This window comes from Paenibacillus sp. J22P277, assembly GCF_059383675.1.
Genome location: NZ_JBXENS010000007.1, coordinates 483338 through 509784, shown reverse-complemented (window position 1 = coordinate 509784; position 26447 = coordinate 483338). Strand labels below are relative to the sequence as shown.

Annotated in this window: 23 protein-coding genes and 1 pseudogene; 9 read left to right on the top strand and 15 right to left on the bottom strand. The window is 60.3% G+C overall.

The features are described from left to right. Window positions 1-71: 71 nt before the first annotated feature. The 3 genes from AC50YL_RS26150 (at window position 72) to AC50YL_RS26140 (ending at window position 1561) form a co-directional block, all read left to right on the top strand. A complete protein-coding gene (locus AC50YL_RS26150; protein WP_494835841.1) occupies window positions 72-716 on the top strand; it encodes a GntR family transcriptional regulator in 645 nt (214 codons plus the stop codon). A 199-nt stretch (window positions 717-915) separates the two neighbouring features. After that, the gene (locus tag AC50YL_RS26145; RefSeq protein WP_494835839.1) at window positions 916-1323 is read left to right on the top strand and encodes a hypothetical protein; all 408 of its coding nucleotides are present in this window, start codon (window positions 916-918) and stop codon (window positions 1321-1323) included. A gap of 4 nt (window positions 1324-1327) precedes the next feature. Further along, a complete protein-coding gene (locus AC50YL_RS26140; protein WP_494835837.1) occupies window positions 1328-1561 on the top strand; it encodes a hypothetical protein in 234 nt (77 codons plus the stop codon). Window positions 1562-1602: 41 nt separating this feature from the next. On the opposite strand, the gene AC50YL_RS26135 is transcribed toward AC50YL_RS26140, so the two are convergent. Continuing rightward, window positions 1603-2283, bottom strand: coding sequence for a response regulator (locus tag AC50YL_RS26135; RefSeq protein ID WP_494835836.1), 681 nt, complete (start codon window positions 2281-2283; stop codon window positions 1603-1605). 96 nt (window positions 2284-2379) lie between these two features. Here AC50YL_RS26135 and AC50YL_RS26130 point away from each other — a divergent pair, with 96 nt between their 5' ends. Next, the gene (locus AC50YL_RS26130) at window positions 2380-2781 is read left to right on the top strand and encodes a group I truncated hemoglobin (protein WP_494835835.1); all 402 of its coding nucleotides are present in this window, start codon (window positions 2380-2382) and stop codon (window positions 2779-2781) included. Here AC50YL_RS26130 and AC50YL_RS26125 read toward each other — a convergent pair. Next, complete coding sequence (locus AC50YL_RS26125; protein ID WP_494836027.1) at window positions 2774-4174, bottom strand: sensor histidine kinase; 1401 nt, start codon at window positions 4172-4174, stop codon at window positions 2774-2776. The genes AC50YL_RS26130 and AC50YL_RS26125 overlap by 8 nt on opposite strands. Before the next feature lie 337 nt (window positions 4175-4511). On the opposite strand from AC50YL_RS26125, the gene AC50YL_RS26120 reads away from it, so the two are divergent. Further along, window positions 4512-5432 carry a GH25 family lysozyme gene (locus AC50YL_RS26120; RefSeq protein WP_494835833.1) on the top strand — a complete coding sequence of 307 codons (921 nt, stop codon included), beginning with the start codon at window positions 4512-4514 and terminating at the stop codon, window positions 5430-5432. A gap of 114 nt (window positions 5433-5546) precedes the next feature. On the opposite strand, the gene AC50YL_RS26115 is transcribed toward AC50YL_RS26120, so the two are convergent. Continuing rightward, complete coding sequence (locus AC50YL_RS26115) at window positions 5547-6107, bottom strand: hypothetical protein (protein ID WP_494835832.1); 561 nt, start codon at window positions 6105-6107, stop codon at window positions 5547-5549. Further along, window positions 6104-6769 carry a cobalamin B12-binding domain-containing protein gene (locus tag AC50YL_RS26110; RefSeq protein ID WP_494835830.1) on the bottom strand — a complete coding sequence of 222 codons (666 nt, stop codon included), beginning with the start codon at window positions 6767-6769 and terminating at the stop codon, window positions 6104-6106. The genes AC50YL_RS26115 and AC50YL_RS26110 overlap by 4 nt, the downstream gene beginning before the upstream one ends. Before the next feature lie 301 nt (window positions 6770-7070). On the opposite strand from AC50YL_RS26110, the gene AC50YL_RS26105 reads away from it, so the two are divergent. After that, complete coding sequence (locus tag AC50YL_RS26105) at window positions 7071-10700, top strand: chemotaxis protein CheB (protein WP_494835829.1); 3630 nt, start codon at window positions 7071-7073, stop codon at window positions 10698-10700. A 175-nt stretch (window positions 10701-10875) separates the two neighbouring features. Here AC50YL_RS26105 and AC50YL_RS26100 read toward each other — a convergent pair whose 3' ends face one another. The 4 genes from AC50YL_RS26100 to AC50YL_RS26085 form a co-directional block, all read right to left on the bottom strand. Next, entirely contained in the window at window positions 10876-11454 is a 579-nt protein-coding gene (locus AC50YL_RS26100) for a cysteine hydrolase family protein (protein ID WP_494835827.1), read from the bottom strand. Between the two features lie 172 nt (window positions 11455-11626). Next, complete coding sequence (locus AC50YL_RS26095; RefSeq protein ID WP_494836026.1) at window positions 11627-13309, bottom strand: glycerol-3-phosphate dehydrogenase/oxidase; 1683 nt, start codon at window positions 13307-13309, stop codon at window positions 11627-11629. Between the two features lie 240 nt (window positions 13310-13549). Beyond that, window positions 13550-15037: a glycerol kinase GlpK gene (gene glpK / locus AC50YL_RS26090; protein ID WP_494835825.1), complete on the bottom strand. Its 1488-nt coding sequence runs from the start codon at window positions 15035-15037 to the stop codon at window positions 13550-13552. A 68-nt stretch (window positions 15038-15105) separates the two neighbouring features. Beyond that, complete coding sequence (locus AC50YL_RS26085; RefSeq protein WP_494835824.1) at window positions 15106-15660, bottom strand: glycerol-3-phosphate responsive antiterminator; 555 nt, start codon at window positions 15658-15660, stop codon at window positions 15106-15108. A 273-nt stretch (window positions 15661-15933) separates the two neighbouring features. Between AC50YL_RS26085 and AC50YL_RS26080 the strand changes: the two are divergent. Further along, a pseudogene (locus AC50YL_RS26080) lies at window positions 15934-16107 on the top strand (H-type small acid-soluble spore protein); the annotation flags it as partial. A gap of 415 nt (window positions 16108-16522) precedes the next feature. Here AC50YL_RS26080 and AC50YL_RS26075 read toward each other — a convergent pair. Next, a complete protein-coding gene (locus AC50YL_RS26075) occupies window positions 16523-17857 on the bottom strand; it encodes an arsenic transporter (RefSeq protein ID WP_494835822.1) in 1335 nt (444 codons plus the stop codon). A 425-nt stretch (window positions 17858-18282) separates the two neighbouring features. On the opposite strand from AC50YL_RS26075, the gene AC50YL_RS26070 reads away from it, so the two are divergent. Continuing rightward, a complete protein-coding gene (locus AC50YL_RS26070; protein WP_494835820.1) occupies window positions 18283-19170 on the top strand; it encodes an alpha/beta fold hydrolase in 888 nt (295 codons plus the stop codon). A 110-nt stretch (window positions 19171-19280) separates the two neighbouring features. Here the strand turns inward: AC50YL_RS26070 and AC50YL_RS26065 are convergent, their stop codons facing one another. Continuing rightward, window positions 19281-19628 (bottom strand): DUF805 domain-containing protein, encoded by a 348-nt coding sequence (locus tag AC50YL_RS26065; RefSeq protein WP_494835819.1) that lies wholly within the window; start codon window positions 19626-19628, stop codon window positions 19281-19283. A gap of 201 nt (window positions 19629-19829) precedes the next feature. On the opposite strand from AC50YL_RS26065, the gene AC50YL_RS26060 reads away from it, so the two are divergent. After that, window positions 19830-20390: a GNAT family N-acetyltransferase gene (locus tag AC50YL_RS26060; protein ID WP_494835817.1), complete on the top strand. Its 561-nt coding sequence runs from the start codon at window positions 19830-19832 to the stop codon at window positions 20388-20390. A 194-nt stretch (window positions 20391-20584) separates the two neighbouring features. Here AC50YL_RS26060 and AC50YL_RS26055 read toward each other — a convergent pair whose 3' ends face one another. The 5 genes from AC50YL_RS26055 to AC50YL_RS26035 all read right to left on the bottom strand — a co-directional run bounded on the left by AC50YL_RS26055 (window position 20585) and on the right by AC50YL_RS26035 (window position 26224). Continuing rightward, on the bottom strand, window positions 20585-21376 hold the full coding sequence (locus AC50YL_RS26055; RefSeq protein ID WP_494835815.1) for a phytanoyl-CoA dioxygenase family protein: 792 nt from the start codon (window positions 21374-21376) through the stop codon (window positions 20585-20587). 111 nt (window positions 21377-21487) lie between these two features. Then, on the bottom strand, window positions 21488-22375 hold the full coding sequence (gene galU / locus AC50YL_RS26050; protein ID WP_494835813.1) for a UTP--glucose-1-phosphate uridylyltransferase GalU: 888 nt from the start codon (window positions 22373-22375) through the stop codon (window positions 21488-21490). Continuing rightward, complete coding sequence (locus AC50YL_RS26045) at window positions 22362-22781, bottom strand: GtrA family protein (protein ID WP_494835812.1); 420 nt, start codon at window positions 22779-22781, stop codon at window positions 22362-22364. Before AC50YL_RS26045 ends, galU begins: the two co-directional genes overlap by 14 nt. Continuing rightward, window positions 22778-23770: a glycosyltransferase family 2 protein gene (locus AC50YL_RS26040; protein WP_494835811.1), complete on the bottom strand. Its 993-nt coding sequence runs from the start codon at window positions 23768-23770 to the stop codon at window positions 22778-22780. The genes AC50YL_RS26045 and AC50YL_RS26040 overlap by 4 nt, the downstream gene beginning before the upstream one ends. A gap of 12 nt (window positions 23771-23782) precedes the next feature. Beyond that, window positions 23783-26224 carry an ArnT family glycosyltransferase gene (locus AC50YL_RS26035; protein ID WP_494835810.1) on the bottom strand — a complete coding sequence of 814 codons (2442 nt, stop codon included), beginning with the start codon at window positions 26222-26224 and terminating at the stop codon, window positions 23783-23785. Window positions 26225-26447 lie beyond the last annotated feature (223 nt).

The window sequence follows — 26447 nt, the reverse complement described above, 5'->3', positions numbered from 1 at the left end:
AATGATAAAATAGACTATTATATATACATAGCCGAAGTAATAGGTTATCCCGGTTGAAAGGAGAAGCTTTCATGCAGATGCCAAAGTATCAATCGCTCAAAGACCACGTTTACAATTACATCGCGGAGAAGATTCAAGACGGCACCCTCCTTCCCAACCATAAAATCAACGAAGCCGAAATTTGCAAGAAACTGGACATCAGCCGCACGCCTACCCGAGAAGCGTTATTTCAGCTTACCTCCGACAACCTGCTGGAATATTTGCCGCGGCGGGGGTTTACCGTGAAAGCTTTCGACGCGAAGAAGAAGATCGATTTCTCGCGGATCATCGGCACGTTGGATGCGCTTGCCGCCACGCTGGCCGTGGATCGTCTGGAGGAAAGCGATCTTGCGGAGATGGAAAGACTCGTGAATAAAATGGATCGCGACATAGAACGCCTGAATTTCACCGAGTATCACGCCGATCAGTACGAATTCCATGAACTTTATATCCGCAAATCGGACAATCCGCTGCTGATCGACATGATGCACTCGCTCAAAATCAGTTTCGTCCGGCAGTCCTACTCCAGCGAAGATAAACGGAAGCTCGCCGCCGTATTGAACGAGGTCAACTCCGAGCACCGCAAAATCGTCGAGCTGATCCGTCTCAAGGATAAGCCCCAGCTGGAATGCACGCTGAAATACCATTGGCGGATCATTGACACGGATATGCTGTAGCCCATGATTCGGCCGTTACGATAAACGCTTACGAAAAAACGACCCGCTGCGGGTCGTTTTTTCGTTCCGGCGCAACCGTCCTTCGGCGCATTGTCAATACTCGGATTTGCCAGTATATTTTCTCCGGCGCTTACGGCTTAAGATAAAGGCGTAGCAAGGAGAACCCCACAGGGGAAACAAATTCGAGGAGGAAATAACAATGAACAACAAATTCAAAGCAACGATCCTGGGTGCCGCAGCCGCGGCCATGCTGATGGTGCCGGCAGCCGTCAACGCGCAAACGAAAGACGACGGCGGCATTACGAAAAACCAACCCGGCATCGTCGTCCCGCAGGCGCCGCGCGTCAACCACTTCCTAGGCAACGTATATTTGGCACCGGGCGCTTACGGCCCCGTAGAATTGGTGCTGCCGATCGCTTACCGGTTCGATGCGCAGACCATCGAAGTCACCGGCCCGCTGAGCCAACATGTGCATGTTCAGCTCACGGAGCTCGGCTACAAAATCCTGTTCTCCGCCGACTCCGTCAAGACGACGGTCACGGTCAAGATCACGAACAGCAGCGGCGACTGGGGTTACTACACCGTCAACGTGCAAACGGTCGGTTAAGGCGATGACGAGAAGCTCACGCACGCTGCAGCTCGCAGCCCTGACGGCTACATTATGCATGGCGGCCATCGCGGCCCCGTCGTTCAACCCGCAACCCGATCCGCCGGGTGCCGTCGCCAGATCCGCCGACAGCCGTTCCGTCGCTTTCAATCCGCAGCCCGATCCGCCGGGCGTCGTCGCCCGATCCGCCGACAGCCGCTCCTTCAACCCGCAGCCCGACCCGCCGGGTCTCGTCTAATGCCTTAAGCCGGAGCGCTCAGCTCCGGCTTGTTGGCGCCGTTATTCCAGCAGCCGCAGCTGCACCGTCATTTCCAGCAAATGCTGCCAGTTATGCTTTTTGATTCGCAGCCATTCCAGGTAGGGAAACCGTCCCTTGATCAACTTCGTGATCTTGCACAGCTCGTTATTGACGGACTGTTCGTTGTAGAAGAGATGATCGGCGATCTCGCGCCGGCTCTTCCCCTCTTGAAGAAGGCGGAGGATTTCCTTCTGCAGCGGCGTCAGCTTGCGCCGCAATTCCTCCGCATAAGACGAGGCAACGCGGTTCATCAGCTTCGATGCCGAGGAATGATGCAAGCCGCTTTGTCCGGCCGCGGCGTCCCTGACCGCATTCGGAATATCCCGATAATGCGCCTTCGTGATATAATTGCGCACCCGCCCGTACGCGATGGCATGCGTCATGACCTCTTCCTCGTCCAGCGAAGAAAGCACGATGATTTGCAGCTCCGGATGCGACGATTGCAGCGCCATGGCAGCCTCCAAGCCATCGAAATTGCTGCCCGTCAGGTTGATGTCGAGCAGCAGCACGTCGATCTCGGCTTCCTCGACCGCCCGCAACAGCTGATGCTTGTAAGCGGCCGAGCCCGCGATGACGAAATCGTCCTCCCGCGACAGCATGTCGACCAGCAGCTCGCGAAACAGCGGGTCGTCGTCGCAGACGAACAGGCGAATGGCTTCCATAGCGGCCGCTTCGACTCCTTTCCGGGCAAAATCATGCTTGCCATATCGGTTGGTTATTTTTTACAATAAGAGCATTAAGGTACAAGGGGGCAAAACATGGGGAACGAAACCGCAACAGACGCCGGCAACGCGAATCAACGGACCTTGTACGAACGGCTCGGCGGGGAAGCCGGTATCGGGCTGGTCGTGGAACGCTTTTACCGCCGCGTGCAAACCGACGCGGAGCTTGAACCGTATTTTCGCGGCATCGATATCGTCAAGCTGATCGAGCATCAGCGGATATTCATTTCTTTCGCGACCGGAGGTCCCGACTATTATGCGGCCCGAAGCCTGACCCAGTCCCACGAACATCTCTTCATCACCGCCAAACACTTCGACGACGTACTAGGACATATGACCGACGCGCTGATTGAATCCGGCGTGAGCGGGCGCGACATAACGGGCGTGCTGAATGTGCTGGTACCGTTAAAAAGCCGTCTGGTCCGCGAGCCTAAATAGGCAGGGAACGCGACCTGCCGGACATCCATGCGTGTTTCTCTCCGAGCGGGAATCGGATGACGAAGGTCGTGCCTTTCCCTTTCTCGCTGCTGGCCGCGATATGCCCCTTATGCTTTTTGACAACCATGTAGCAGTAGGAGAGTCCCAGGCCGAAGTTATCCGACCGCCGCTTCGTCGAGAAGAACGGATCGAAGACGAGCGGCAGGTTTTCCTTGCTGATCCCGCTGCCGTTATCGCTGATTCTGACTCTGATCCACCTGCCCTCCGCCTCGCAGCCCACTTCCAATATCCCCGCTCCCGCTTCCATCGCTTCCATTGCGTTGGTCAGCAGATTGCGGAACATCTCCTGAACGTGAATTCGATCCGCGTGAATGTCCGGCGCCGCTTCCAAGCGCAGACGGAGCTCGACACCCTGCGTCTCCATCCTAGGCTTCAGGGCTTCGACCGCTTCGCTCAGCAGCTCGGCAATGTTCTCGGACGCCTTCTTCATCTCGAAATCCTGGCTTTGCTTATGAATCCGGTCGATCATGGCCATAAGCCCCTGCGTTTCCTCGCGAATGCGGGCCAGATCGCCGCCTTTCCCGTCATCGCTTGCCGCCGCGTGGGCCAGCTCCGCGCGTCCTGCCAACAGCTCGATGTTGACGAGGCTGTTTTTCATGGCGTGATTCAAGAGCGCGGTTCCCGAATTCATGGAACGCAGCGTGTGGTCAAGCCGCGATTTCTGAATCAGAATCCGCACCCCGAACACGCCGTAACGCGCCGCAAATCCGACGAACAACAGAAACGACAGCAGGATCATCGCCTCCAGCAGCCGGTACTCCCGCGTGCCGAAATGATAGGCCTGCGCCAACTGATTGAATAAATAATCGCCCAGCATCGGGGGAATGCATACGCAAGCGGTCAATATCCGATTGCGCCTCACCCGGGCATCCGCGGGTCGCGCGGCGGTGAAGACGAGCAGCGCGAAGATGGCCGCATAATAGACGCCGACCCATGGCACCATTCGCGTATAATCGAGCTCCAGTTCGGGCCGGAACGGCGTAACGGATGCCATGTAGACGCATGGGGCAAGCAGCACGACGTAAAACGCCCGTTTGAGTCTCCTCCCGGCCAGCTCGGAATAGGTGATCGCGAACATCAGACCCGCGTACGGATTGAAGACCTCGCCGACGAATTCGAGCGGGATGCTGCTCCGGAGCAGCAAATGATGCAGTCCCTCCGAACCCGTTTCGTTTGCATGGAGGAACGGCACGAGGGTATCGCGGATAATGAACGAAGCATCCCACATGCAGCAAAGCAGCAAATCGGCGACGATCCAGCGGTAAGCTTCCCTCATGGGCCGGATCCGCAGGACGATCAGCGCCGTCAACAACTGCATGGCGAACAATAACATCACTGGCAGACACCCCCGTCGGATAGCCGGATGGCGGTATCCGGTTCGAACCTCTTCACGCTTGGTCTGTTATGTTTATTCTGGAGGCGTCGATAATTTCCTTTATTTGTTTATTTATGCAATCGTTTTCAGATTTAAAAGACAACTTTAAGCCTAGACGCGGCTCGGGATGAACGCTTCCGAATCGACATGGGCCTCCTTCGCATAGGCAGGGAGCAGCTATTCGGCCAATACCGCTCTCCCCCGTTTTAAAGAGGCACTCTCCCTAGAACGCAGGCTCTCGCAAGCTCATAAACTATCAAGAGGCGACATTTCATAGCGAAGGAGCCGTGATTGCATGCAAGCAAGAAGCGAAAGCAACGTGAAAGTCATCGATGTCTCGCATCATCAAGGCATCGTCAACTGGGACAAGGTGCGGACGGACGGCGTGGTCGGGGCATTCATGAAAGCCACGGAAGGCAGCGGTTTCAAAGACTCGACGCTGCCGTCCAATGCGGTCAACGCGGCCGCGGCGGGACTGAAGGTCGGTTTCTATCATTACGCGCATCCGGAATCGAACGATGCCGCGGCGGAAGCCGCGCATTTCGTCTCCGCGATCGCCGGCTATAAAGCGGACTTTCCCCATGTTCTCGACGTCGAAGGCGATGCTTCGGAAGTACCTGCGGACGAACTGACGGACTGGTGCGCGCAGTGGCTGCGGGAGGTCGAACGATTGACGGGCCATGACGCCATGGTTTACTCCGGCGCCAGCTTCGCCAAGAGTTACCTGGGCAAGGAGCTCGGCCAATGGCCGCTCTGGATCGCCCACTACGGCACGAACAAACCGATGGGCAACGATACGTGGGACGAGTGGGCGGTCTTCCAATACACGTCGACGGGTTCCGTGGACGGCATTGCCGGCAACGTCGATCTGAATGCCATGGAAGAATCGTTCTTCGACCGTTATGCCGGCGTCGGCGCCGTGCAGCCGATCAGCGAACAAGATACGGTCAAGGTCGTCGTCAACGACAAGCTCGCCGCCTACGGACGCAACCGCAACGGCACGGTCTACGCGCCGCTCAGGCAGCTCGGCGAATCGCTCGGCGCCACCGTCACGTGGAACGCGGCAACCCGCATGCCGTACGTCAACGGCTTCCCCGTCACCCAATTCACGCTGCTTGACGGTTCGGCTTACGTCAGCGTTCGCGCCGTCGGCAGCTTCCTCGGCGGCAAGGTAACTTGGAATAGCAAGACGCAAAAGGTTTTTATCTACTATTAATCTAGTAAAAAGGCAATTTTTGTTTGCTTAATATGTTTGGAGGGAACAGCAAAAAGCCTTGCCCGATTCGCGGCAAGGCTTTTTGCTATGCAAGGGATGGCTGTCGCGCGCACGTCAAGCTTCCGGAGCCGCAGCCTCGAGCGCAAGGCGGATTTGCGCTTGAATGGTGTCCGCGTACTCCGATTTATGAAGCTCCGCCAAGCTCGGCCGCAGCAGCTCGACAAGCTCGCCGATCGTCTCCAGCGCGGCGCGCGCTTCGCGTTCCTCGGGCCGGGCAATCTGCTCCGGCGGGCGGGCAGGCTCCGTCCGGCCGCTTCCCGCCTCGCCGCCCCGTTCCAGCGTCTCGCGGAGCAGCTGCAATTGCTCGGACGAGGCATCGAATCCATGCTGCCGGCCGATGCAGACCAGATGACCGATACCGGCTTCGCTCCAGCTCTGATACACGTCGAACAGCGCAGCGGGCCGCCCCGAGGTTCGGAGGTTCAACTCCACTTTCATGCCCGAATGCCCCGGCGTGACGAGCGAGGCCGCCTTGTCCCGCGAACCGGCAGCGAGCAGCTCCCGCCAGTCCGCCACAGGCGGAAATATCGCCGACGCGGCTGCGGATACGGCCCGGATGCGATAATCGGCGGCGATCTCGTAATACGGCACCGGCATATCGTTCGCCTCCATCATGACTTACCCGCGCTCTTCCGTCGCGGCATGGCGGCTTTACGGGCGTGCAGCCATTCGCTGACATCCAGCAAGCTCGTTGCGAGCACCAAGCGCTCCGATGTTTGCCGGTCGACTCCGTACGCATCCGCCTGCCGTCCGCCGATCATGATCGTCGGACCGTGGAACAGCTCAGCGAGCGACTCTTCGTACGTTCGCGCGGCAGGCAGATTATCGGCCATCGAGACGGATAAGCCGATCACGTCCGGGCGCCAATTCATCCCGCTCGCAACCGCGTATTCGAGCGGCAGGCTCGCGCCGTAGCTGCGGGTTTCCCATCCGTTCTCCCGGAACAGCGCGGCGACGATCTTCACGCCCAGGTCGTGCGTCTCCCCTTCCACGCACAGAAACATCGCTTTCAAACCGTTGGCCGGCGCCTGATTCATCGCCATCCCGTAGCGGGTAATCAAAATATCGCATAGACCTGAAGCCAGGTGCTCGTCCGCTACCGAAATCAGATTCTGCTCCCACAAAGAACCGATGTAGCGCATGGCGGACGTCAACAGCTGCTCGTAGATGAACAAGCTGTTCGCGCCGGCGTCCATGAACCGCAGCATTTTTTCCCAACACGCCTCTACCGAACCGCTAATCAATCGTTCCGCAAACCACTCGATTTCCATTTGCATGCCGAACACCTCTTAGCTTTGTCGAATTCGTAAATGCTTGTAGACCATTGTATTATACATTCCCGCGTCGGCCTAGAGGCCGGAATTGTCTCCTGCTGTCGAATTTGACGAGACTCCCGAACTACTTATATGATGGAAATGATTCTCTTTTTATAAGGAAAAATTTTCCTAGATCGCTAGAGTCGATTCACGCAGGTCATATTTTCGTTCCCCGGGTTCCGGCAACCGGAGGATGCCGGCTGCCGAGGACGCGCGCGATAACGGGACAAGCCCCGTTCCTGTCGGATCGGGAAATCCGGAGGTGAACGAACGAATGCAAGGAGACGAGAATCTTCAGCAGGAAATGTCCGAACACGAAATCGGGAAGGCGATGCCGCCGAACGGGACGGAATCCCCGCATTGCATCGTCGGAATCGGCGCTTCGGCCGGCGGGCTCGAAGCCTTGGAGCTCTTCTTCGACCCCATGCCGCCGGATTCCGGGATGGCGTTCATCGTGGTCCAGCACCTCTCGCCGGACTATAAGAGCTTAATGCCGCATATTTTGAGCAAAAATACGCGCATGCTCCTTGTCGAGGTCGAGCATGACATGTACGTGGAGCCGAACCGCGTCTATCTGATTCCGCCCCGCAAAAACATGACGATCGCCGGCGGACGTCTGCAGTTGACCGATTCCATTCCGAGAACGGGTCTTCGGCTGCCCATCGATATGTTTTTCCGCTCGCTCGCGGCCGATTTCGGTTCGCGGGCCGTTGCCGTTGTTTTATCCGGTGCCGGAAGCGACGGTTCGCGCGGGATTCTGGCGATCAAGGAAGCCGGCGGGCTCGTTATCGCGCAGGACGGCTTCTCGGCCAAATTCGACGGCATGCCGAGCAGCGCCTGCCGAACCGGCGTCGTCGACGCCGTGCTCGCGCCCCAGCTGATGGCGGAAAAGCTGACGGCGCACGCGCTAACATTTCAAACCCAGGAAAAGAGGGAATTCAAGACGGCGACGATCACGATCGAACAATACATCCAGCTTATCCTAGACAAAATCAAACAAGCGTCGGGCATTGATTTCACCTACTACAAACGCAACAGCGTCCTGCGCCGGATCGAGCGCCGAATGGCCATGAACAACGTGAAGGACATCTCCGATTATTTGGCGTTTCTGGGCCAGCAGCCGGAGGAGCTGCATGCGCTGCGCAAGGATTTGCTTATCGGGGTAACGAATTTCTTCCGCGACGCCGAAGCGTTCAAGGTCCTTGACGAGAAAGTGCTTCCCGCCGTCTTCGCGAACAACGGCAAAAACCGCGAAATCCGCGTCTGGGTCGCCGGCTGCTCCACGGGCGAGGAGGCGTACTCCATCGCCATCCTGATGCGCAGGCACGCCGATCGGATGGAAGTGCCGTACACGATCAAGATCTTCGCGACGGACCTGGACAAGGAATCCATCGAATACGCCAGCCAAGGCGTCTACTCCGAGAGCATCAATTCCCATCTGTCGGAGGACGACATCGCGCGCTACTTCATCAAGGACGACGGCATGTTCCAGGTGACCAAGGAGATCCGGAAAATGATCGTCTTCGCTCCGCACAACATCATCAAGGATCCGCCGTTCAGCAACCTGGACTTGATCACGTGCAGGAACATGCTCATCTACCTGCAGCCGGAAATGCAATTCAAGGTGCTGTCGCTGTTCCATTTCGCGCTGACGCCGGAGGGCTTCCTCTTCCTCGGGCCGAGCGAGACGATCGGCAAATTCACGAACCAGTTCGAGCCGCTCGACCGCCATTGGAATATTTTCAGCCACAAGGGCGCGAGGCAGCCCGGCGAATCCCGTACCTTCGGCATGGCCGGGCAGTACGCCCAAACATCCCCGCGGGCCAAGCTGCACCTGCCCCCTGCGGTCATGCCGGAAAACAAAATCCGCCGGCAGACCGATGATCTGCAGGCGATCCTGACGGACGAGCACTTTGCGCCGAGCATGGTGATCGACACGAATAACGAGGTCGTGCATCTGAACGGCGCGATCAACGATTACTTGCTGCTGGCAAGCGGCACGCCGAGCCTGAACGTGTACAAGATGGTCGACTCGAGCCTCGGGGTCGCCATCTCCACGGCCATGCAGAAGATCCGGAAGGAACGGATAGAAGTCGTCTACCGGTCGCTTGCCATCCGCACGAACCGGGGCGACCGGACCGTCGACCTGAAGCTTCGTCCGTTCTCCGCCAAGAATGCCGCGTTCGGCAAGCATATTCTCGTGCTGTTCGAAGAGCCCGCGCAGCCCGTGCAGAAGCCGGCGCAGACGCTCGCGTCGACCGATCTCGACCGCGACGCCAAGACCCGCATCTTCGAATTGGAGCAGGAGCTCCAGCGGACCGAAGAGGCGCTGCAAGCGACGGTGGAAGAGCTGGAAACCTCCAACGAGGAGCTGCAATCCACCAACGAAGAGCTGGTCGCGGCGAACGAGGAGCTGCAGAGCGCGAACGAAGAGCTCCAGTCCGTCAACGAAGAGCTGGTCACCGTCAATACGGAGTACCAGTTCAAGATTCAAGAGCTCACGGATCTGAACAACGACATGAACAATTTTCTCGTCAGCACGCGGATCGGCACGATCTTCCTCGACAAGCGGATGTGCATCCGCCGGTTTACGCCGGCCATCACGAAGGAGATCAATCTGATGGACGTGGACTGCGGGCGGCCCATCGACCACATCTCCCATCATTTCAAGGACGATTCGCTGGTGAGCGACGCCCGGAACGTCCTGCAGACGCTCGTTCCGCTCGAGCGGGAGATTCAGAGCCGCAAGGGCACCTGGTACAGCATGCGGATATTGCCGTATCGGACGGAGGATAATTTCGTCAGCGGCGTCGTGCTCACCTTCGTCGACATCACCGACCTGAAGACCGTGAACGAAGAGCTGCTGAAGCTGTCGTACGCGATCGAGCAAAGTCCGAGCATCACGATGATGACCGATACGGCCGGCACGATCGAATACGTCAATCCGCAGTTCACGATGGTGACCGGGTACCTGCTGGAGGAAGCCCACGGCCTGAATATGCAGGCATTCAGCCGATGGGAGGAGGGCGAGCGGTCGTTCGAGGCGATCCTTCAAAGCGTGGGAAGCGGAAAAGTATGGACGGGCGAGCTCGAAAGCCGCGCCAAAAACGGAGATACGTACTGGGAATCCGTGAAAATCATCCCGATCAAGGACGATCACGGCCAACTGATCCATTTCGTCAAGCTGTCCGAGAACATCAGCGAGCGAAAGAACGCGGAGGAGATGCTCCGCAAGACGGAAATGCTGTCGGCCGTGGGGCAGATGGCGGCGGGCATCGCGCATGAGATCCGCAATCCGCTGACCGCGCTCAAGGGCTTCACCAAGCTGATCAGCAACACGGGCGACAGCAAGAGCTCCTACATCGGCATCATGCTGGACGAGCTCGACCGCATCGAGCAAATCGTCGGCGAGCTGCTCGTGCTGGCCAAGCCGCAGGCCGTGGACTTCGCCAACAAGGAGCTCGGGCCGATCGTGCAGGACGTGCTGATGCTGCTCGAATCCCAAGCGAATCTGGGCGGCGTGGAGATGCACTCCGAGCTGCAGGAGGGTTTGCGCGTGCTGTGCGTCGAGAATCAGCTCAAGCAGGTGTTCATCAACCTGCTGAAGAATGCCATCGAGGCCATGCCCAAAGGCGGGCGCATCCACGTGCAGGCGGCGATCGGCGCGGACAACCGCATCGTCGTGCGTTTCATCGACAACGGCGCCGGCATTCCCGAGGGCAAGCTGGCCAAGCTCGGCGAGCCGTTCTATTCGACCAAGGAGAAAGGCACCGGCCTCGGTCTTATGGTCAGCCACAAAATCATCGAGAACCATCAAGGCAGCATCGCCTTCCAAAGCAAAGAAGGCGTCGGCACGACCGTGACCATCGAGCTGCCAGCCTTGTTGAATTGATGTTAAACGGCACGCTGGAAGACGCCGCCTGCTCGACTGATTGTCATTGCGAACCGCAAACCTGCCGTTATGCAATGAAGGCGCGCCGCCCCTGTCCGGCGGCACAAGCCGAAAAGCCTCCATCCCCCGCTTTGGCGGAAGGTTGGAGGCTTTTGGCGTACGGCGCAATCGTGCGTCAATCCGACAAAGAGGCGACCCATGCGTCAACGTGCAGCACCTCGGCCTGATGGGGGAACACCTTCTCGGTCAGTACGCGATGAACCTCGGGATCCGCATCGATACAAGCGTCGGAAAGCACCGTAAGCGCAAAGTCTTTATCTGCCGCTTCCCGCAAAGTCGATAGAACAACCCCGCTTGTGGCGATACCGCTGAGAATGAGCGTATCGATCTGACGGGAACGCAGAATGATCTCGAGATCGCTGCCGGCAAACGCACTCACGCGAAGCTTGGTCACGATAGGCTCGTCCGGCAGAGGCTGGACGGATTCGTGAATTTGCATCATCGCTTCCGGAGCTGCCGCGAGCCCGGCGGCACGACTTGCAATACCTCCGAACATTTTGTTTCTAGCACTGATCTCGGGATAGCCAGCGCGAAATGCGACACGAACGTAAATAACGGGAATACCGTGGCTGCGTGCGGCTTCGATAGCCTTTCGGAAAGGGACCAGCCCATCCTCGCTGCCGACGAACCGCGACACGACGCTGTTTTGCATATCCATGACCAGCAGCGCGCTTTTGCTCGATAAACTTTGCATGTGCGATCAAACTCCTTATCCACGAGTTGAGTGACGGCGTACCAATTGTTCAGGGCCGTCATAGTCAGCCATAAAGCGCGACTTATCGAAGAGGCGAATCAACTGCTTTACCACGACGATCCGGCGTAATTTTAGAAATAACCTTTTCCAAGTCAGCCGCAAGATCAGCAGCTCAGCTCTGCTGATCTTGCCGCGGTTCTACCGCTTCCGTCAGCTTCCGCTCGATGTCCGCGGCATAAGCCGCCCGCTGCTCCTCCGTCCAGCGCAGCCGCTCCGCCATCGCGGCGATGACGGCGTCTTTCCACTTGCGCACCTCCGCGATGCGGAAGAACAGGTCGCCGGTCCGGCGAACGAGGAAGTCCGCGGGCTTCGCCGCCATCTCCGACTCCATCGCGTACCGCAGCCGGACGGCCAGCACGAGCGGCAGCCCGTGCTTCGCCGCCCACGGCTTCGTCGTCTCCGCCAGCTCGAACAGCAGCGGCGCGTTGGAGCCGTAGCGCCGCGCCAGGAACGCGGCTTCGTCCGCGGAGAAGCCGCGGAGCATGCCCTCGCCCGTCTTCGTGCGCACGTACGCTTCATAGTTGCGGGAGCCGCCGAGATCGCCGCCGGACATCGGGATCGACTTCGTCCCGCTCGCGGGCAGCTTGCGCTTGCCTTCCTGCGCCAGAAGCTCGGAGACCTTGTCGACGACCGTCTCCGCCATCTTGCGGTAGCCCGTCAGCTTGCCCCCGGCAATGGAGATCAGCCCGGACGACGAGACGAATATCTCGTCCCGGCGCGAGACCTCCGAGGGCGACTTGCCTTCCTGCTGGATGAGCGGGCGCAGGCCGGCCCAGCTCGATTCCACGTCGGCCGCGGTCAGCGTCAGACCCGGGAACATGAAATTGACCGCTTCCAGCAGATAAGTCCTGTCATCCGCCGTCATGACGGGCCGCTCGGCATCGCCGGCGTAATTCGTGTCCGTCGTGCCGAAGTACGTCTTGCCTTCGCGCGGAATCGCGAACACCATCCGGCCGTCCGGCGTATCGAAGTACACCGCCTGCCGCAGCGGGAAGCGCGATTGGTCGAACACGAGATGCACGCCTTTCGTCAGGCGCAGCGTCTTGCCCTCCTTGGAGCCGTCCATCTCGCGCAGCCGGTCGACCCACGGCCCGGTCGCGTTGACGATCTTGTCGGCCGCGACCGCATACGCCCCGCCGCCGATCAGATCGCGGACGACCGCGCCGGCCAGCTTCCCGTCCTCCGCGTAGCGAAGCTCCTCCACCCGGGCATAATTGACGGCATCGGCGCCGTGCTGGACCGCTTTCTTCATCACTTCGATCGTGAGCCGCGCGTCGTCGGTCCGATATTCGACGTAGTAGCCGCCGCCCTTCATGCCTTCCCGTTTCAGCAAAGGCTCCTTTTCCAGCGTCTGCCGCGCATTCAGCATGACGCGCCGTTCCCCGCGCTTCACGCCGGCAAGAAAATCGTACACGCGCAAGCCGAGGCTCGTCGAGAACTTGCCGAAGCTGCCGCCGGCATAGAGCGGCAACAGCATCCATTCGGGCGTCGTCACATGCGGGCCGTTCTCGTACACGATCGCCCGCTCCTTCCCGACCTCCGCCACGACGCCGACCTCGAGCTGCTTCAAATACCGCAGGCCGCCGTGCACGAGCTTCGTCGAACGGCTCGACGTGCCCGCCGCGAAATCCTGCATCTCCACGACCGCCGTCCGAAGGCCGCGCGAAGCCGCGTCCAGCGCGATCCCCGCTCCCGTAATGCCGCCGCCGATCACGAGCAGATCAAGCGGCTTATGCTGAATGTCTTGCAAGACGGAACCCCGGTCCTCCGCTCCGAATCGGCCGTTCCTCTTCATGGTTGTCATGAACGCCACGCCTGCCTTTCCCTACCTCAATGTACGCCGGAGGCCTGCGGCCCGCGCATGGACGACGGTCGGCGCCGTTACATTGCCATTATCCGGCACCGCCCCGGCCGATGCAAAAAAACCACGAATAGTCGCTGCCTCCGGCCGCCAGCAAGGGCGTGCCGAAAACAACAATCTTCGTGGTTTCTCCGTGTCTCCAACCGTTATTAACTTACCGCTACTATACCATGCTCATTCGCAAAACGCCATGGCCGCTTTCACCGCGCGCCGCCAGCCGCCGTACAGCTGCGTCCGCCGCGCCTCCTCCATCGCCGGCGCGAACAGGCGGTCGACCTGCCGCAGGCCGCGGATTTCCTCGCGTCCGGACCAGTAGCCGACGGCAAGGCCCGCCAGGAATGCCGCGCCGAGCGCCGTCGATTCATTGACGACCGGCCGCTCGATCGGCACGCCGAGCATGTCGCTCTGGAACTGCATCAGCGGATCGTTGGCGACCGCGCCGCCGTCGACGGACAGCGCGCAAAGCGCGATCCCCGACTCCTCCTCCATGACCGTCAGCACGTCCTTCGTCTGATACGCCAGCGACTCCAGCACCGCCCTGACGAGATGCGCCTTCGTCGTGCCGCGCGTCAGGCCGAACATCGCGCCGCGCACGTCGCTGTTCCAATAGGGCGTGCCGAGGCCGACGAAAGCGGGGACCACGTACACGCCCTCCGCGGAGGGCGCCGCGATCTCCGCGGATTCCGCGGCCGAGGCGATCATGCCGAGGCCGTCGCGCAGCCACTGAATCGCGGCTCCCGCCACGAACACGCTGCCTTCCAGGGCATATTCCACCCGTCCGTCCGCCTGCCAGGCGATCGTCGTCAGCAGCCCGTTCTTGGACGGCACGGGCTGCCCGCCGGTGTTCATCAGCATGAAGCAGCCGGTTCCGTACGTGTTCTTCACGCTGCCCTTGTCGAAGCAGGCCTGCCCGAACAACGCCGCCTGCTGGTCGCCGGCAGCGCCGGCGATCGGAACGGCATGACCGCCGAGGAGAGCCGGATCCGTATGGCCGTAAACCTCCGAGGAGGAGCGCACCTCCGGCAGCATCGCCTTCGGCACGCCGAGCATCGCAAGCAGCCCGTCGTCCCAGGCCAGCTCGTAAATATTGTACATCAGCGTCCGCGAAGCGTTCGTCGCGTCCGTCACATGCACCTTGCCGCCCGTCAGCTTCCAGATCAGCCACGTATCGACGGTGCCGAAGAGCAGCTCTCCGGCTTCCGCCCGATCGCGGGCGCCAGGCACGTTCTCCAGAATCCAGGCAACCTTCGTGCCGGAGAAATACGGATCGATCCGCAGGCCCGTGCGCTCCCTGACCGCCGTTTCACGGCCTTCCGCCGCAAGCCGCGCGCAGATGCCGGCGGATTGGCGGGATTGCCAGACGACCGCCGGATAGACGGGCTCCCCCGTCTCGCGATCCCAGACGATCGTCGTCTCGCGCTGGTTGGTGATGCCGAGTCCGGCGATCTGCCGCGCCGCGACGCCCGTCTCGGCCAGCAGCCGCCGAATCACGCCGAGCGCCGAATCCCAGATGAACGACGCATCCGCCTCCACCCAGCCGGAATCCGGATACCGCAGCGGCAGCTCCTGCTGCGCCATGCCCGCGATCGCGCCCTTGCGGTCCACGAGCAGCGCGCGCGTGCTGGTCGTGCCTTGATCCAGCGCCAGCATATAGTTGTTCATGCGAATTCCCCTTCCTTGCAGTCGTATAGCCCGTTACCCGGGCGGCGTATCCGCGATCCGCTCGCGCGCTAAAGCTCCCATAGCTCGCGGCGCGAGGTCGTAACCGCCGCCGCGCCGGCTTCGATCGCCCGGCGCACATGCGTCTCCGTCCGGATCAAGCCGCCCGCGATGACGGGCACGCCGGTCCGTTCCTTGACTTCCGCGATGATTTCCGGCATGATGCCGGGCAGCACCTCGACGTAATCCGGCTGCGTCTTGCCGACCAGCGCGTAGCTGCGCTCCAGCGCATCGGAATCCAGCAGGAACAGCCGCTGGATGGCGATCAGCTTGTTTTGCTTCGTCCGCTGGATGACGCCCGCCCGCGTCGAGATCAGCCCGGCGGGCCGGATGCTCTGGCATAGAAAATCCGCCGCGTATTCATCGTTCTTGAGGCCGTCGATCAGATCGGCATGCAGCAGCACGTCTTTCCCGTGGGCCCGCGCCAGATCCACGATCGGCTTGATCTGCCCCACATGGCCGCCCAGCAGCACGAATCCGGGAAACGAAGCCGCTAAAAGCGCTTCCACTTCCTTCAGCTTGCGTACGGCCGGCAGCACCTTCCTGCCCGATTGGAACAATGGCAAGGCATCCGCTCCCCTTTCCGCCGAGGTTGACCGCACTCGCGGCTTATGACCGCGCGCGTCCGCTTTCCGCGGCTGCCGCACGGCTCCGTTATCCTTTCAATATGCCAGATTTCACGCGCGATGACAATCGCCCGGCGGCCGGAATTCAGCCAAAGCGCCCTCCTCATCCTGCCGCCGGCCATGCGGCTTTTTCCTGCTTCATGCATAAAACGCGCCGATAAAGCGGCATATTGATGAAGAAGACGATCACACATCGTAGGAGGAGGCAGCAGCATGAACCCGCAGCGCGCGCAAGAAATCGCGGAATCGCCCGTCATGGCCGACGTCACCTGCGACGGCGTTCCCGTATACATCCAGCATGTAGACGCCGAGAACGATTCGGCCCGCATCTATCCGCTCGATCGGCCGGATCAAGAGCAAACCGTCGCTTTGGGCACCCTGGTCGAGGCATCCTCGTTCCAAGGGGACGGCATCCACATGCTGTGCCCGCCGGATCAAGGGCAATAGCGGCGGCCGGTCCGCGTCGCAAAAAAAGACCCGCAGCAACGGGCTGCGGGTCTGAAGTCAATCTATATAATAGGGGGTTGATTCTTATTATAGGGACCGAAGATTAAGAGAACCTGAAAACGGCATTGCAGTTCCGTTACAATTGCGTATCATTCTTGCGTTGGCGAACCGAGTTCTTCCGGTCCCCCACGCCTTACAAGTGCCGCTATCGCGCCGGATTGTCCCGTTTTGACCAAAAGACCCATACGGATGCGAGCCGCGCGTCATAAACTGTGATGTGCTTCTTCTCTTATTCGGATCTTCGTTGCTGAAGATCCTTTTTTTGTTTGCCGAGCGCGAAAACGGCTCCCTCGCTTTAGGAGAAAAGCCATGTTACCCAATAGGAAAGCAGAATCAAGGTGAACACGACCGTGATCGGAATCGCAATGATCGTGACCCTCAAATATTGCATCCAGCTGATTTTGACGCCGCCTTTATGGACGATATGCATCCACATCAGCGTGGCAAGCGTGCCGATCGGCAGCAGCAGCGAACCGATGTCGCTTCCGATGACGCTGGCGAGATACGAAATCTTGAGCGTCAGCGGATCCAATCCCATATGCGTCAGCGTCAGCGTGCCGACCATGAGCGCGGGATGGTTGTTGAACAGGTTGGACAGCACGCTGATCGTCGCGCCCATCAGCACGCTCGCGTTCAGCAAGCCTCCGGAGACGATCGGCTGCAGCATCCGGATGAGATAGTCCGTCAAGCCGATGTTGTTCAGGCCGTAGATGATGACGTACATGCCGAAGGCGAAGATCAGAATGTACCACGGCGTTTTCTTCAGCATGTCCAGCGGGGTGATCTTCAAATGGATCCATCGCCATGCCAGCAGCACGGCCGACCCGATCACCGCCATGAGCGGGACGGGAAATCCGACGTAGGAAGCCGCGAACAAGCTGATCCGGACGCAGAAGACGAAGATCAGCACGTTGCGCATGAACTTGTTGCGGTTCTCGCTTTGATAGACATCTTTCAGCGGATGGCTTCCGGGCATGAATCCCTGCTGCGCGACTTCCGGAATCTTCTTGGGCAGCGCGCGGTAGAACGTCGCGTACAGGATGAACGCCAGCAGGCAAAGCCCGATCGATGCCGGCACGAACATCATCGCCGTATGCATATACAGGCTCATGTGGACGATCTTGAGCGCGATCAGGTTGACGATGTTGCTGACGCCGATCGGCGCGCTCGAAGCCGTCGCGATGATCGCGCCCGAGATGAGATAAGGGATTTTGTGATGATTTTTGAGACCCATGTTCTTTAGCAGCATAAGCAGGATCGGCGTCGTGATGAGAATGCTTCCGTCGTTGTTGACGAACAGCGTCATCAGGAAGCAGAACAAATTCGTCAGCCAAAACAGCCGGATGCCGGAGCTTTTCGCTTTTTTGGCCAAAATATCCGCCGCCCAGTAGAAGAAGCCGAAGCTCTCCAGCACGATCGCCATGACGATGGTGGCGATGATCGTGATGGCGGCGCCGCCGATCGTTTCGGTAATGCTTCCGAGGTCGGACAAGGAGACGGCGCCGCTTAGAAGCACGAATAACGCGCCGATCGAGGCCGGTATCGCTTCGTTGACGCCGGGGCGCAGGAAGATAAAGCCGAGGGTAAGCAGGAACGCGCATATCGTCGTGATAACCGTTAAATCATGCATGACTCAACCTCTCTTTCTTGTCGGAATGCTGCTCCGTTGCTGCCGGTCGCTTTCCTTCGATACTGCCGAAAATCGAAGCGGCGACGCCGCGGTTTTCATAGATTCGTTCGGGCGGGATGCGCAGAACAGCAAGGATGTACTGTATTTATACGTACATGGCATATAGCTCGTACTGGTCAAACTACCTAACTCTATGAAAACCATCTCCTATCAAGCGTTGACGTTTATCCCGTCGTGACGTATGGAGGCAATGGACGAAAGCCTGTTCGAACGGCCGCGGAACCGGGCCGGCGCCGCGTTCCCGGCGCTTGTCCGAACGCGCGAAAAGCCCGAAACTCGGGCAACAATATCGGCCGGGCGGGGTAACACCCCTTCGCATCTGGGCGTATAGTAAAGCATTCGATCAGGAAAGGAACATCGACACCATGAATTACTATTCGTCCGGTCCGTACGGTCCAGTCCCATACGGCCATTATGGCTCCTACGGCGGCGCCAATCCTCCGACGTTCTATTACGTCTCTCCGGCGCAGCAATGGGCGATGCATAATAGCCTCGAAGCGAACCGCAAGAAAGAACAGCCGCTTACCTTCGTGCTCGTTCACGGCGCTTGGGCCGACGCCAGCTTTTGGGACGGCGTCGCCGCCGAGCTGCGCAAGCAGGGCCATACCGTATACGCGCCCGAATATCCCGGCCATGGCGCGGACTTCGCCAATACGACCGCGACCCATGCCATGATGTCGCAAGCCGTGGCGGACTATATACGCACGCATGACCTGCACGACGTCGTGCTCGTCGGCCACAGCTTCGGAGGGTCCGTCGTGCAGAAGGCCGCCGAGCTCGTGCCGGACCGGTTGAAACGGATCGTCTTCATCGACGGCTTCGTCGCGAAGGACGGCGGCAGCCTGAGCGACGAACTCCCGCCCGAGGCCGCGGCTTTTTTCGCCGATCTGACGAAGCAGTCGGGCAACAACACGATCATGCTGCCCTTTCCGTTCTTCCGCGACGCTTTCGTCAATCTGGCTACCTTGGAGACGGCGCAGCAAATCTATGCCGGTGTCAAGCCGGAACCGGCCGGCCCGCTCTTCGAGAAGCTGGACCTGAAGAAGTTCTACAGCCTGCCGACGCCGAAAAGCTACGTCTACCTGACGGTAGACAACGTGCTGCCCCAAGGAAACGGCTTCGGGTGGCATCCGCACATGTCGAGCCGCCTCGGCCAGTTCAGGCTCATCAAGGGCTACTCTGACCATATGACGTACTTCAAAACGGATCCGAAGAAAATTGCCGAACTGCTGTACATGGCTTCGCGCGATTGATTCGCCTCGCTCGCAGATAAGCAAAAAAGACGGAACGCCACGATCGGCCGCTCCGTCTTTTTTGCGTGATGATTCGAATCCGGTTGCTTCCGCCCCGCGCGGCTGCCGATTCAGTCGTCCTTCGGATCCGGCCCGTACTTATTGTGCCCCGAATCGCCCTCCAAGCACGCGAATACCAACAGGACGATCGCTCCGACGAACGGAATCAAGATAATGAAATACCACCAGCCCGAACGGCCCGTATCGTGGAGACGGCGAACCATGACGGCCAGCGACGGCAGCAGCACGGCCAGCGAATACAAGGCGCCGAGCACGCGGTCGAGCCCGAGGATACCGTCCACGATGGCCAGCACGACCGATAGGATGCAGTTGACGAGCACGTACATCCAATATTCTTTGCGTCTTGCTCTTCCCGTGAAGCCGACGTAATTTTGCAGCACTTTGACGTACCAATCCATTCGCGCATCCCTCCGGCCGGCATAATGTTCCCGCTTATTAGCGTATTGCGCATCGGCATCGACAATGCCCCGCGTTTCGGTTATCGTGGGCATATTACCCAGCGTACGAATGGGCGCGCGCCGCTTTAGCCATAATAGCGGTACGATTTTCAAGTCCGGCAGCTGCTGCTGCGGACTCGCCCGCATGGAGGGACGATCAGGATGAGCACGCGATACGCAACGAACGACGATGCCCCGGCGGTCATTCCGCTGCTGCTGGAGGCGATCGGCCCGATCGCTTATTTGCTCACCGGCGCCTCGGACGACGCCGATGCGGCAAGGCGGCTGACGGATTTCTACAAGCAGCCCGGCAATCGGGTCAGCCGCAGGCATATTCTCGTGGAAGAACGCGACGGCCGGGTCGCGGGCATGCTCGTCGCCTATTCCGGCAACGACGCGCAGCGGCTGGACGAGCCGTTCCTGGAACGGATGCGGCGCGACTTCGGGGAAGCCGAGCGCGAGATCGTCAGGGAAGCGCGGGACGGCGAGTACTACTTGGACGCGCTCGCCGTCGCCGAAGACTATCGCGGACAAGGCATCGCGAAAGCGCTCATGGCGGCCGCGGAGCGGCGGGCGGGAGAGCTGGGCTTCGACCGTACCTCGCTTATCGTGGAAGCGTACAACGAGCGGGCGTACGGGATTTATTCGCGCAGCGGCTACGCAGAAGACGGTATGCTGCGCATCGGCGACAACGTTTACCGCCGGATGGTGAAACGGCTGTAGGCGGGGGAGCCGCGATGCTGCATAGCAGCGACAGCCGTGGATGGCGAGGCTGGTTTTTCGGAGGAGGGCTGCGAGCTGACGGCCGGCAGAGACGCTATTGCTCGATTCATGATACTCACCGATGCCAATCTCAGCCGCCAACGCGACAAAAGCCGGACCGATCATTCGCATGATCGTCCGGCTTTTTCGTCGGGTTACGCCAGCTTCGGCATCAGGCCGCCGCCAAGTTCCTCGCCCCGTTCCAGGCCGAGCCCGTCCGTGATGACGTGATTGTCCCCGCTGTAGGTCGTGCCGTCCTCCATGAAGACGATCGCCAGCGCACGGCGCGGTTTGTCCGTCGCGTTCGCATGCGCGAAGTGGAACGTCATCCCGTCGTGGAACGTGCAGCTGCCCGCTTTCATGCGGCAGATGACGGCGGTATTGCGGTCCAGGTCCTTGGCGCCCTCCTGCGCGAAGATATCCTCCGGCGTCACCAGGCTCACGCCCTTGAGGTTGCGGATCTTTTGGGATTTCGGCACGAACATCATGCAGCCGTTGTGCTCGTCGACGTCGTCCAGCGCGATCCAGATCGAGAAGGCGTTCTGCTCCTTCATCTCCGTCATCGGCCAGTACGGACGATCCTGGTGCCACGGCGTCACTTTGGAATCGCCCGGCATCTTCAGCAGCGCATGGTCGTGGAACAACCGGATGCCCGCGAAGCCCGTCAGCTGCTTGCCCAGATCCGCGAACCGCTCGCCGAGCACGAACCTCGCCATGCCGCCGTGATCCCGCCAGGTGTTCACCCGCTGATTCAATACCTTATAATAGGCGCCGCCGGCCTGATCCGTCTGAACTCCGCGCCCGCCCTGATTGTTCATCGTCTCGTCCATGTATTCGCGCAGCTCCGCGAGCTCCTCCGGCGACAGGACGTTATCGATTTGCACGAACCCGTTTTCCCGGTAAAAAGCCACTTTCTCGTCGCTAAGCTCGATGGTTGCGTTCAGCATGCGTACTCATTCCCCTTCTCGTATCGGATACCTTTACTTTACACCCGGGTACCCTGGGCCATCTTGGACGATAAGGGGAAAAACACGGACGATCTGCCAAACTTGAAACCGCTATCTCCCGATGACCCGCCGCTCGTCCGCCACCTCGCGAAGGTAGGGCAGCAGCACATCCCGCAGCTCCTCGCGGCGAAGACCGACCTCGATGATGGCTTTCATGTAGCCGATCTTGTCGCCGATATCGTAGCGCTTGCCGCCGAGCGTCAAGGCGAGCAGTTCTTCTTCCGCGCACATCGCGTGCAGCGCGTCCGTCAGTTGGTATTCCCCGCCCGCTCCGCGCTCCAGCCGTTCCAGCACGGGGAAGATCTCCGGCTTAAGCACGTACCGCCCCATGATCGCCAGGTTGGACGGCGCCTCGCGAACGGCGGGCTTCTCGACCAGGCCGTCCACCCGGCAAACGCCGTTCGTCATCGCCGCCGCGGGCTTGACGATGCCGTATTTGCCGACCTCGCCGGCGGCGACTTCCCTGACGCCGACGACCTGCCGCCGCGTCCGCGCGTGCACGTCGATCAGCTGCGCCAGCGCCGGCGGCTCCGAGACCATGATGTCGTCGCCGAGCAGCACGGCGAACGGCTCGTCGCCGATGAACTGCTTCGCGCACAGGATGGCATGCCCGAGGCCGAGCGGCTCCTTCTGCCGAATAAAATGGATGCTCGCCATGTCGCTGATCGCCTGCACTTCCCGCAGTTGAGCGTGCTTGCCTTTATCCGCGAGCAGCTGCTCCAGCTCGACCGACTTGTCGAAATGGTCCTCGATGGACTTCTTGCCCCGTCCCGTGACGATGATGATGCTTTCGATGCCGCTCTGAACGGCTTCTTCCACGATATATTGAATGGCCGGCTTATCGACGATCGGCAGCATTTCCTTGGGCTGCGCCTTCGTCGCGGGCAGGAACCGGGTTCCGAGGCCCGCGGCGGGAATAACGGCTTTACGAATGGTCATGGCGGGTCTTCCTCCTTGCTTTGGATGAGAAATCGCCGGCGCCGAATACCCAGAATCGGCTCCCCGCGTAATTGACGATCATGCCGGCACCCGTGGCCAGCAGCTTGCTCGGGATAAGCGGCAGCCCCGCTCCTCCGTTATGCAGCTGCTCCAGGAGCCACGTCACGCAAGCGAGCACGACCAGATTCAGCAGCAGAAAACGCGGCATTTCGCGGGTACGGCTCGCATTGGAGCGAAACGTCCAGCTGCGGTTCAGCAGGTAGCTGTTCAGCATCCCGCAGCCGTAAGCGATGATTTGCGCCGTCAGCACGGAGCAGCCCGCCGCCGTTAACATCGTGAACGCGAGCAGATCGGCGCCCGTATTCAGCAGGCCGACGGCAGCGAACTTCAGCAGCCGGCCGTTCACGGCTGTCCGCCGCTGCCCGTCTTGGGCAGCGTTGCCTTCTCTCCCGTTCCTGCCGCGAGACCGCGGACGTCGCGGACGATGTACAGCGGACGCCCTTTCGTCTCGTCGTAGATCCGTCCGACGTATTCGCCGAGAATGCCGAGCATAATCAAGATAAACCCGTTAAAAATAAGCATGATGCCCATCAGCGACGGCCAGCCCTTCATCGTGGCATGCGTGAAGATCGCCAGGTACACCACGTACAGCAGGAACAGGAAACCGATGCCCGACAGCGCCGCTCCCATGTAACCCGCCAGCTTCAGCGGCTTGTAGGAGAAGGAGGTGATGCCGTCGAGGCAGAGCTTGATCATTTTGCGCAGCGGGTATTTCGTCTCCCCGGCCAGCCGTTCGTCCCGTTCGTAGACGATGGACGACTGGCGGAATCCGACCCAGCTGACGAGCCCGCGGACGAACCGGTTGTTCTCGGGCAGGCGCTTCATCTGGTCGACGACCTTGCGGTCCATGAGGCGAAAATCGCCCGTGTCCACGGGGATATCGATATCGGTCGAGGCCCGCAGGATGCGGTAGAACGCGCTGGCCGACCATTTCTTGAAGCGGCTCTCGCCGTTGCGCTTGCTTCTCGTGGCATAGACGACCTCGTAGCCTTCGCGCCACCGCTCGATCATCCCGAGAATGAGCTCCGGCGGATCCTGCAGATCCGCGTCGATGATGATGACCGCGTCCCCGGAGGCATAATCCATGCCGGCCGTTATCGCGATCTGGTGCCCGAAGTTGCGGGAGAAATCGATCAACTTGACCGTCTCGTCCCAGTAGCCGTATTCCTCGATGATGGCCGCGCTCCGGTCCTTGCTGCCGTCGTTAATGAACAGCAGCTCGTAGGTCTGCCCCGCGGCGCTCATGACCTTCTTCAGCCGCCGGTACGTTTCCTGAATGACGGCTTCTTCGTTGTACATCGGGACGATAATGGAGAACGTGACTTTTCTGCTCATCGCGATCCCTCCTTAATTTTGATCCAGGGACACTTCGTAAAGCGTCGCGCCGCCGTTCATGCCCCTGCCGCCGAATTGGCTGCCGTCGCCGTTCGCCGTCTCCGTCGCTGTATCGGATTGCCATTCGCTTGCCGGAACGACCGTGCCGTGCTCGGCGATCCATGCCGTCAGCTCGGAGCTGCCGCCCCTTCCGCCGCCACCGCCGCCGGAGATCATGAAATACTTCAGCTTGCCGCTCGCGACGAGCTTCTGCAGCTTCTCGACCGAGTAGACGGGGTCCGAGCCGGAGAACCCGCCCAGCGTAACGACTTTCTCGCCCTCGTCGATGATGTACGGCGCGGCCGTATTGTAGTCGAAGGTCGCGAACAGGTACTCCTCGCCCGTGTTGTGCTCCCGCAGATAGGTTAGGGTTTGCTCGTTGATCGTGCCGCCGTTCATGGCGCCGCCGGATGGCATTCCGCCTCCTCCGAAAGCAGGCACGGTGCCGTCGGCTGCTTGGCCGTCTTGGCCGCCTGCCCCAGCTGCGCCGGGACCGTTTTGCCCTTGGCCATCCGTTGATTGACCATCCTGGTCTTGCGCGTTTTGTCCGTCAGGCCGTTGACCGCCGGCCGTCTGGCCGAGCTGCCCCTGCATGCCGCCGAAGTTAAAGCCGCCGGCAGGCGCTCCGCCTCTGCCTCCTCCGAAGCCGCTCGACGCGCCGTCCGGTCCGACGATCGGCGTCATGCTGCTCTGACCGTACGTAATCGGCGTCAGCGACCAGTAGGCAGGGCCGATCAGCATGACGAACAGGCTGACCGTACCGATGATGCGAACCGGCTTGCGCTCGCCGCCGTTCTTGACCGCAAGCAGCACCATTGCCGTCAGGACGCCCGCCGCGGCGACGCCGATGGACCAGCCTTTGCCGATCGTATCGTCGAAGCGCTGCATGATATACCAGTGAAGCGCCGCCGTCGCCGCAATGGATACCGGCAGCAGATAAGAGGTCCAACCTTTGCCGCCGCGGCAGGCGTTCCACGATTCCACCCAGCCCGCTCCCGCGATCGCCGCGATCGGCGCCGCAAGCATAATCAGGTAATACTGATGGAAGAAGCCCGCTACGCTGAAAAACATCATGCCCGGGATGAGCCATGCGAGCCAGAACAGCGTTTCTTTGTGCTTCTGCGTAAACGACTTCTTGAACCGGAAGCCCGCGAGCAGCGCGATGCTGGCGAACAAGACGAACGGAATCAGCCAGCTCGCCTGCCCGGACAAGCCGGCTTGGAACAGCCGCAGCGGGCCCGGGTTGCCTGTGCCGAACATGTTCCCGCCTCCGCCGCCGGGACCGCCTCCGCCTTGAAAGCCGCCGCGGCCGCCGTCTTGACCCGGGAAGCCTCCGGCGAAACCGCCGGTACCGGGAGCGGTCAGGCTGCCGTTTGCGCCGTCGCCGGATGCGTTTCCGCTCGGCGCGGCACCGTTCGCGGCACCGTCGGTTGCCTGACCGCCGCCGTCGTTTGGCGCGGTTCCGTTCCCGTTGCCGCTTGAAACCTGGCCGCCGCCAGCGTCTGGCGCTGCATCGGTGCCGGCGGCAGTCCCGTCCGCGCCAGCCGCCGCGCCGCCGTTTTGCTGCATGAAGGCTCCGCCGTCGTCGCGGCGGCCGCCCTGTCCGCCTCCGCCGCCCGGCGCTTGATCGCCCGTCAAACGGGAAACCCCGTTATAGCCGAAGGCCAGGTTCATGACGGAATTGGTTTCGCTGCTTCCGATATAGGGCCGCTTATCGGCCGGAATCGAATCGACGACGACCGCCCAAGAAACCGAGATGACGAACATCAGCGCCGTTGCCCCGGCGAGCACCGCCGTCTTGCGTTTCCAGTTCGCTTTTGCCGCCAGGATATAGAACAAGTAGAAAGCCGGAAGAACCATGTACGCTTGAAGCATTTTCATATTGAACGCGACGCCGATCATGGCGAACGCGCCGATGACCGTAGCCGTGCGTTGATTTCGGATGCCCTTGAAGAGCAGCCATGTACCGACCAGCAGGGCGAAAACCAGCATGCTGTCGATGTTGTTCGTCCGGCTGACCGACGGCAGCACCGGCGTCAACGCCAGGACGAGCGGGCCGATCCGCGCCGCCTTCGCGCCGAAGGTTGGCTTGAGGATAAAGTAAATCAGCAGCACGCTGCCGACGCCGGCCAAGGCCTGCGGCAAAATGACGCTCCAGCCGTGCACGCCGAATACATACGCGAAGGCCGTCTGAATCCAGAACGTCAGCGGCGGCTTATCCACCGTGACGGAGCCCGCCGAATCGAGCGACCCGTAGAAAAAATTCGAGAAGCTCTGCAGCATGCTCGCGACCGCCGTCGTGTAATAGGTGTTCGCGTACTTGTCTTCCCAAATGTTATAGCCGTTCAAAAAAACGGACACGACCGCGACGGCCGCCAAATAAAAATCGATCTTGACCTGCTTGAACCCCTTCATGGGACGAATCACTCCTCTTGTTCGACCTTCTCCCCGCCGCTCCGCGAAAGCGGCATTTTACATTGTCGGGAAAAGAAGTTACCATATTCCTGCTTGTGTTGCTTTTTCGTGTTGCTTCATGCTTCGGTGAAAAGGCCCGTAGGGCGGTAGGAGTCGGAAAAGCGCAGCGTTCGCCTTTGTAGACGGATTCCAACCTTGAGGATTTATTCAATCAAGGAATCCG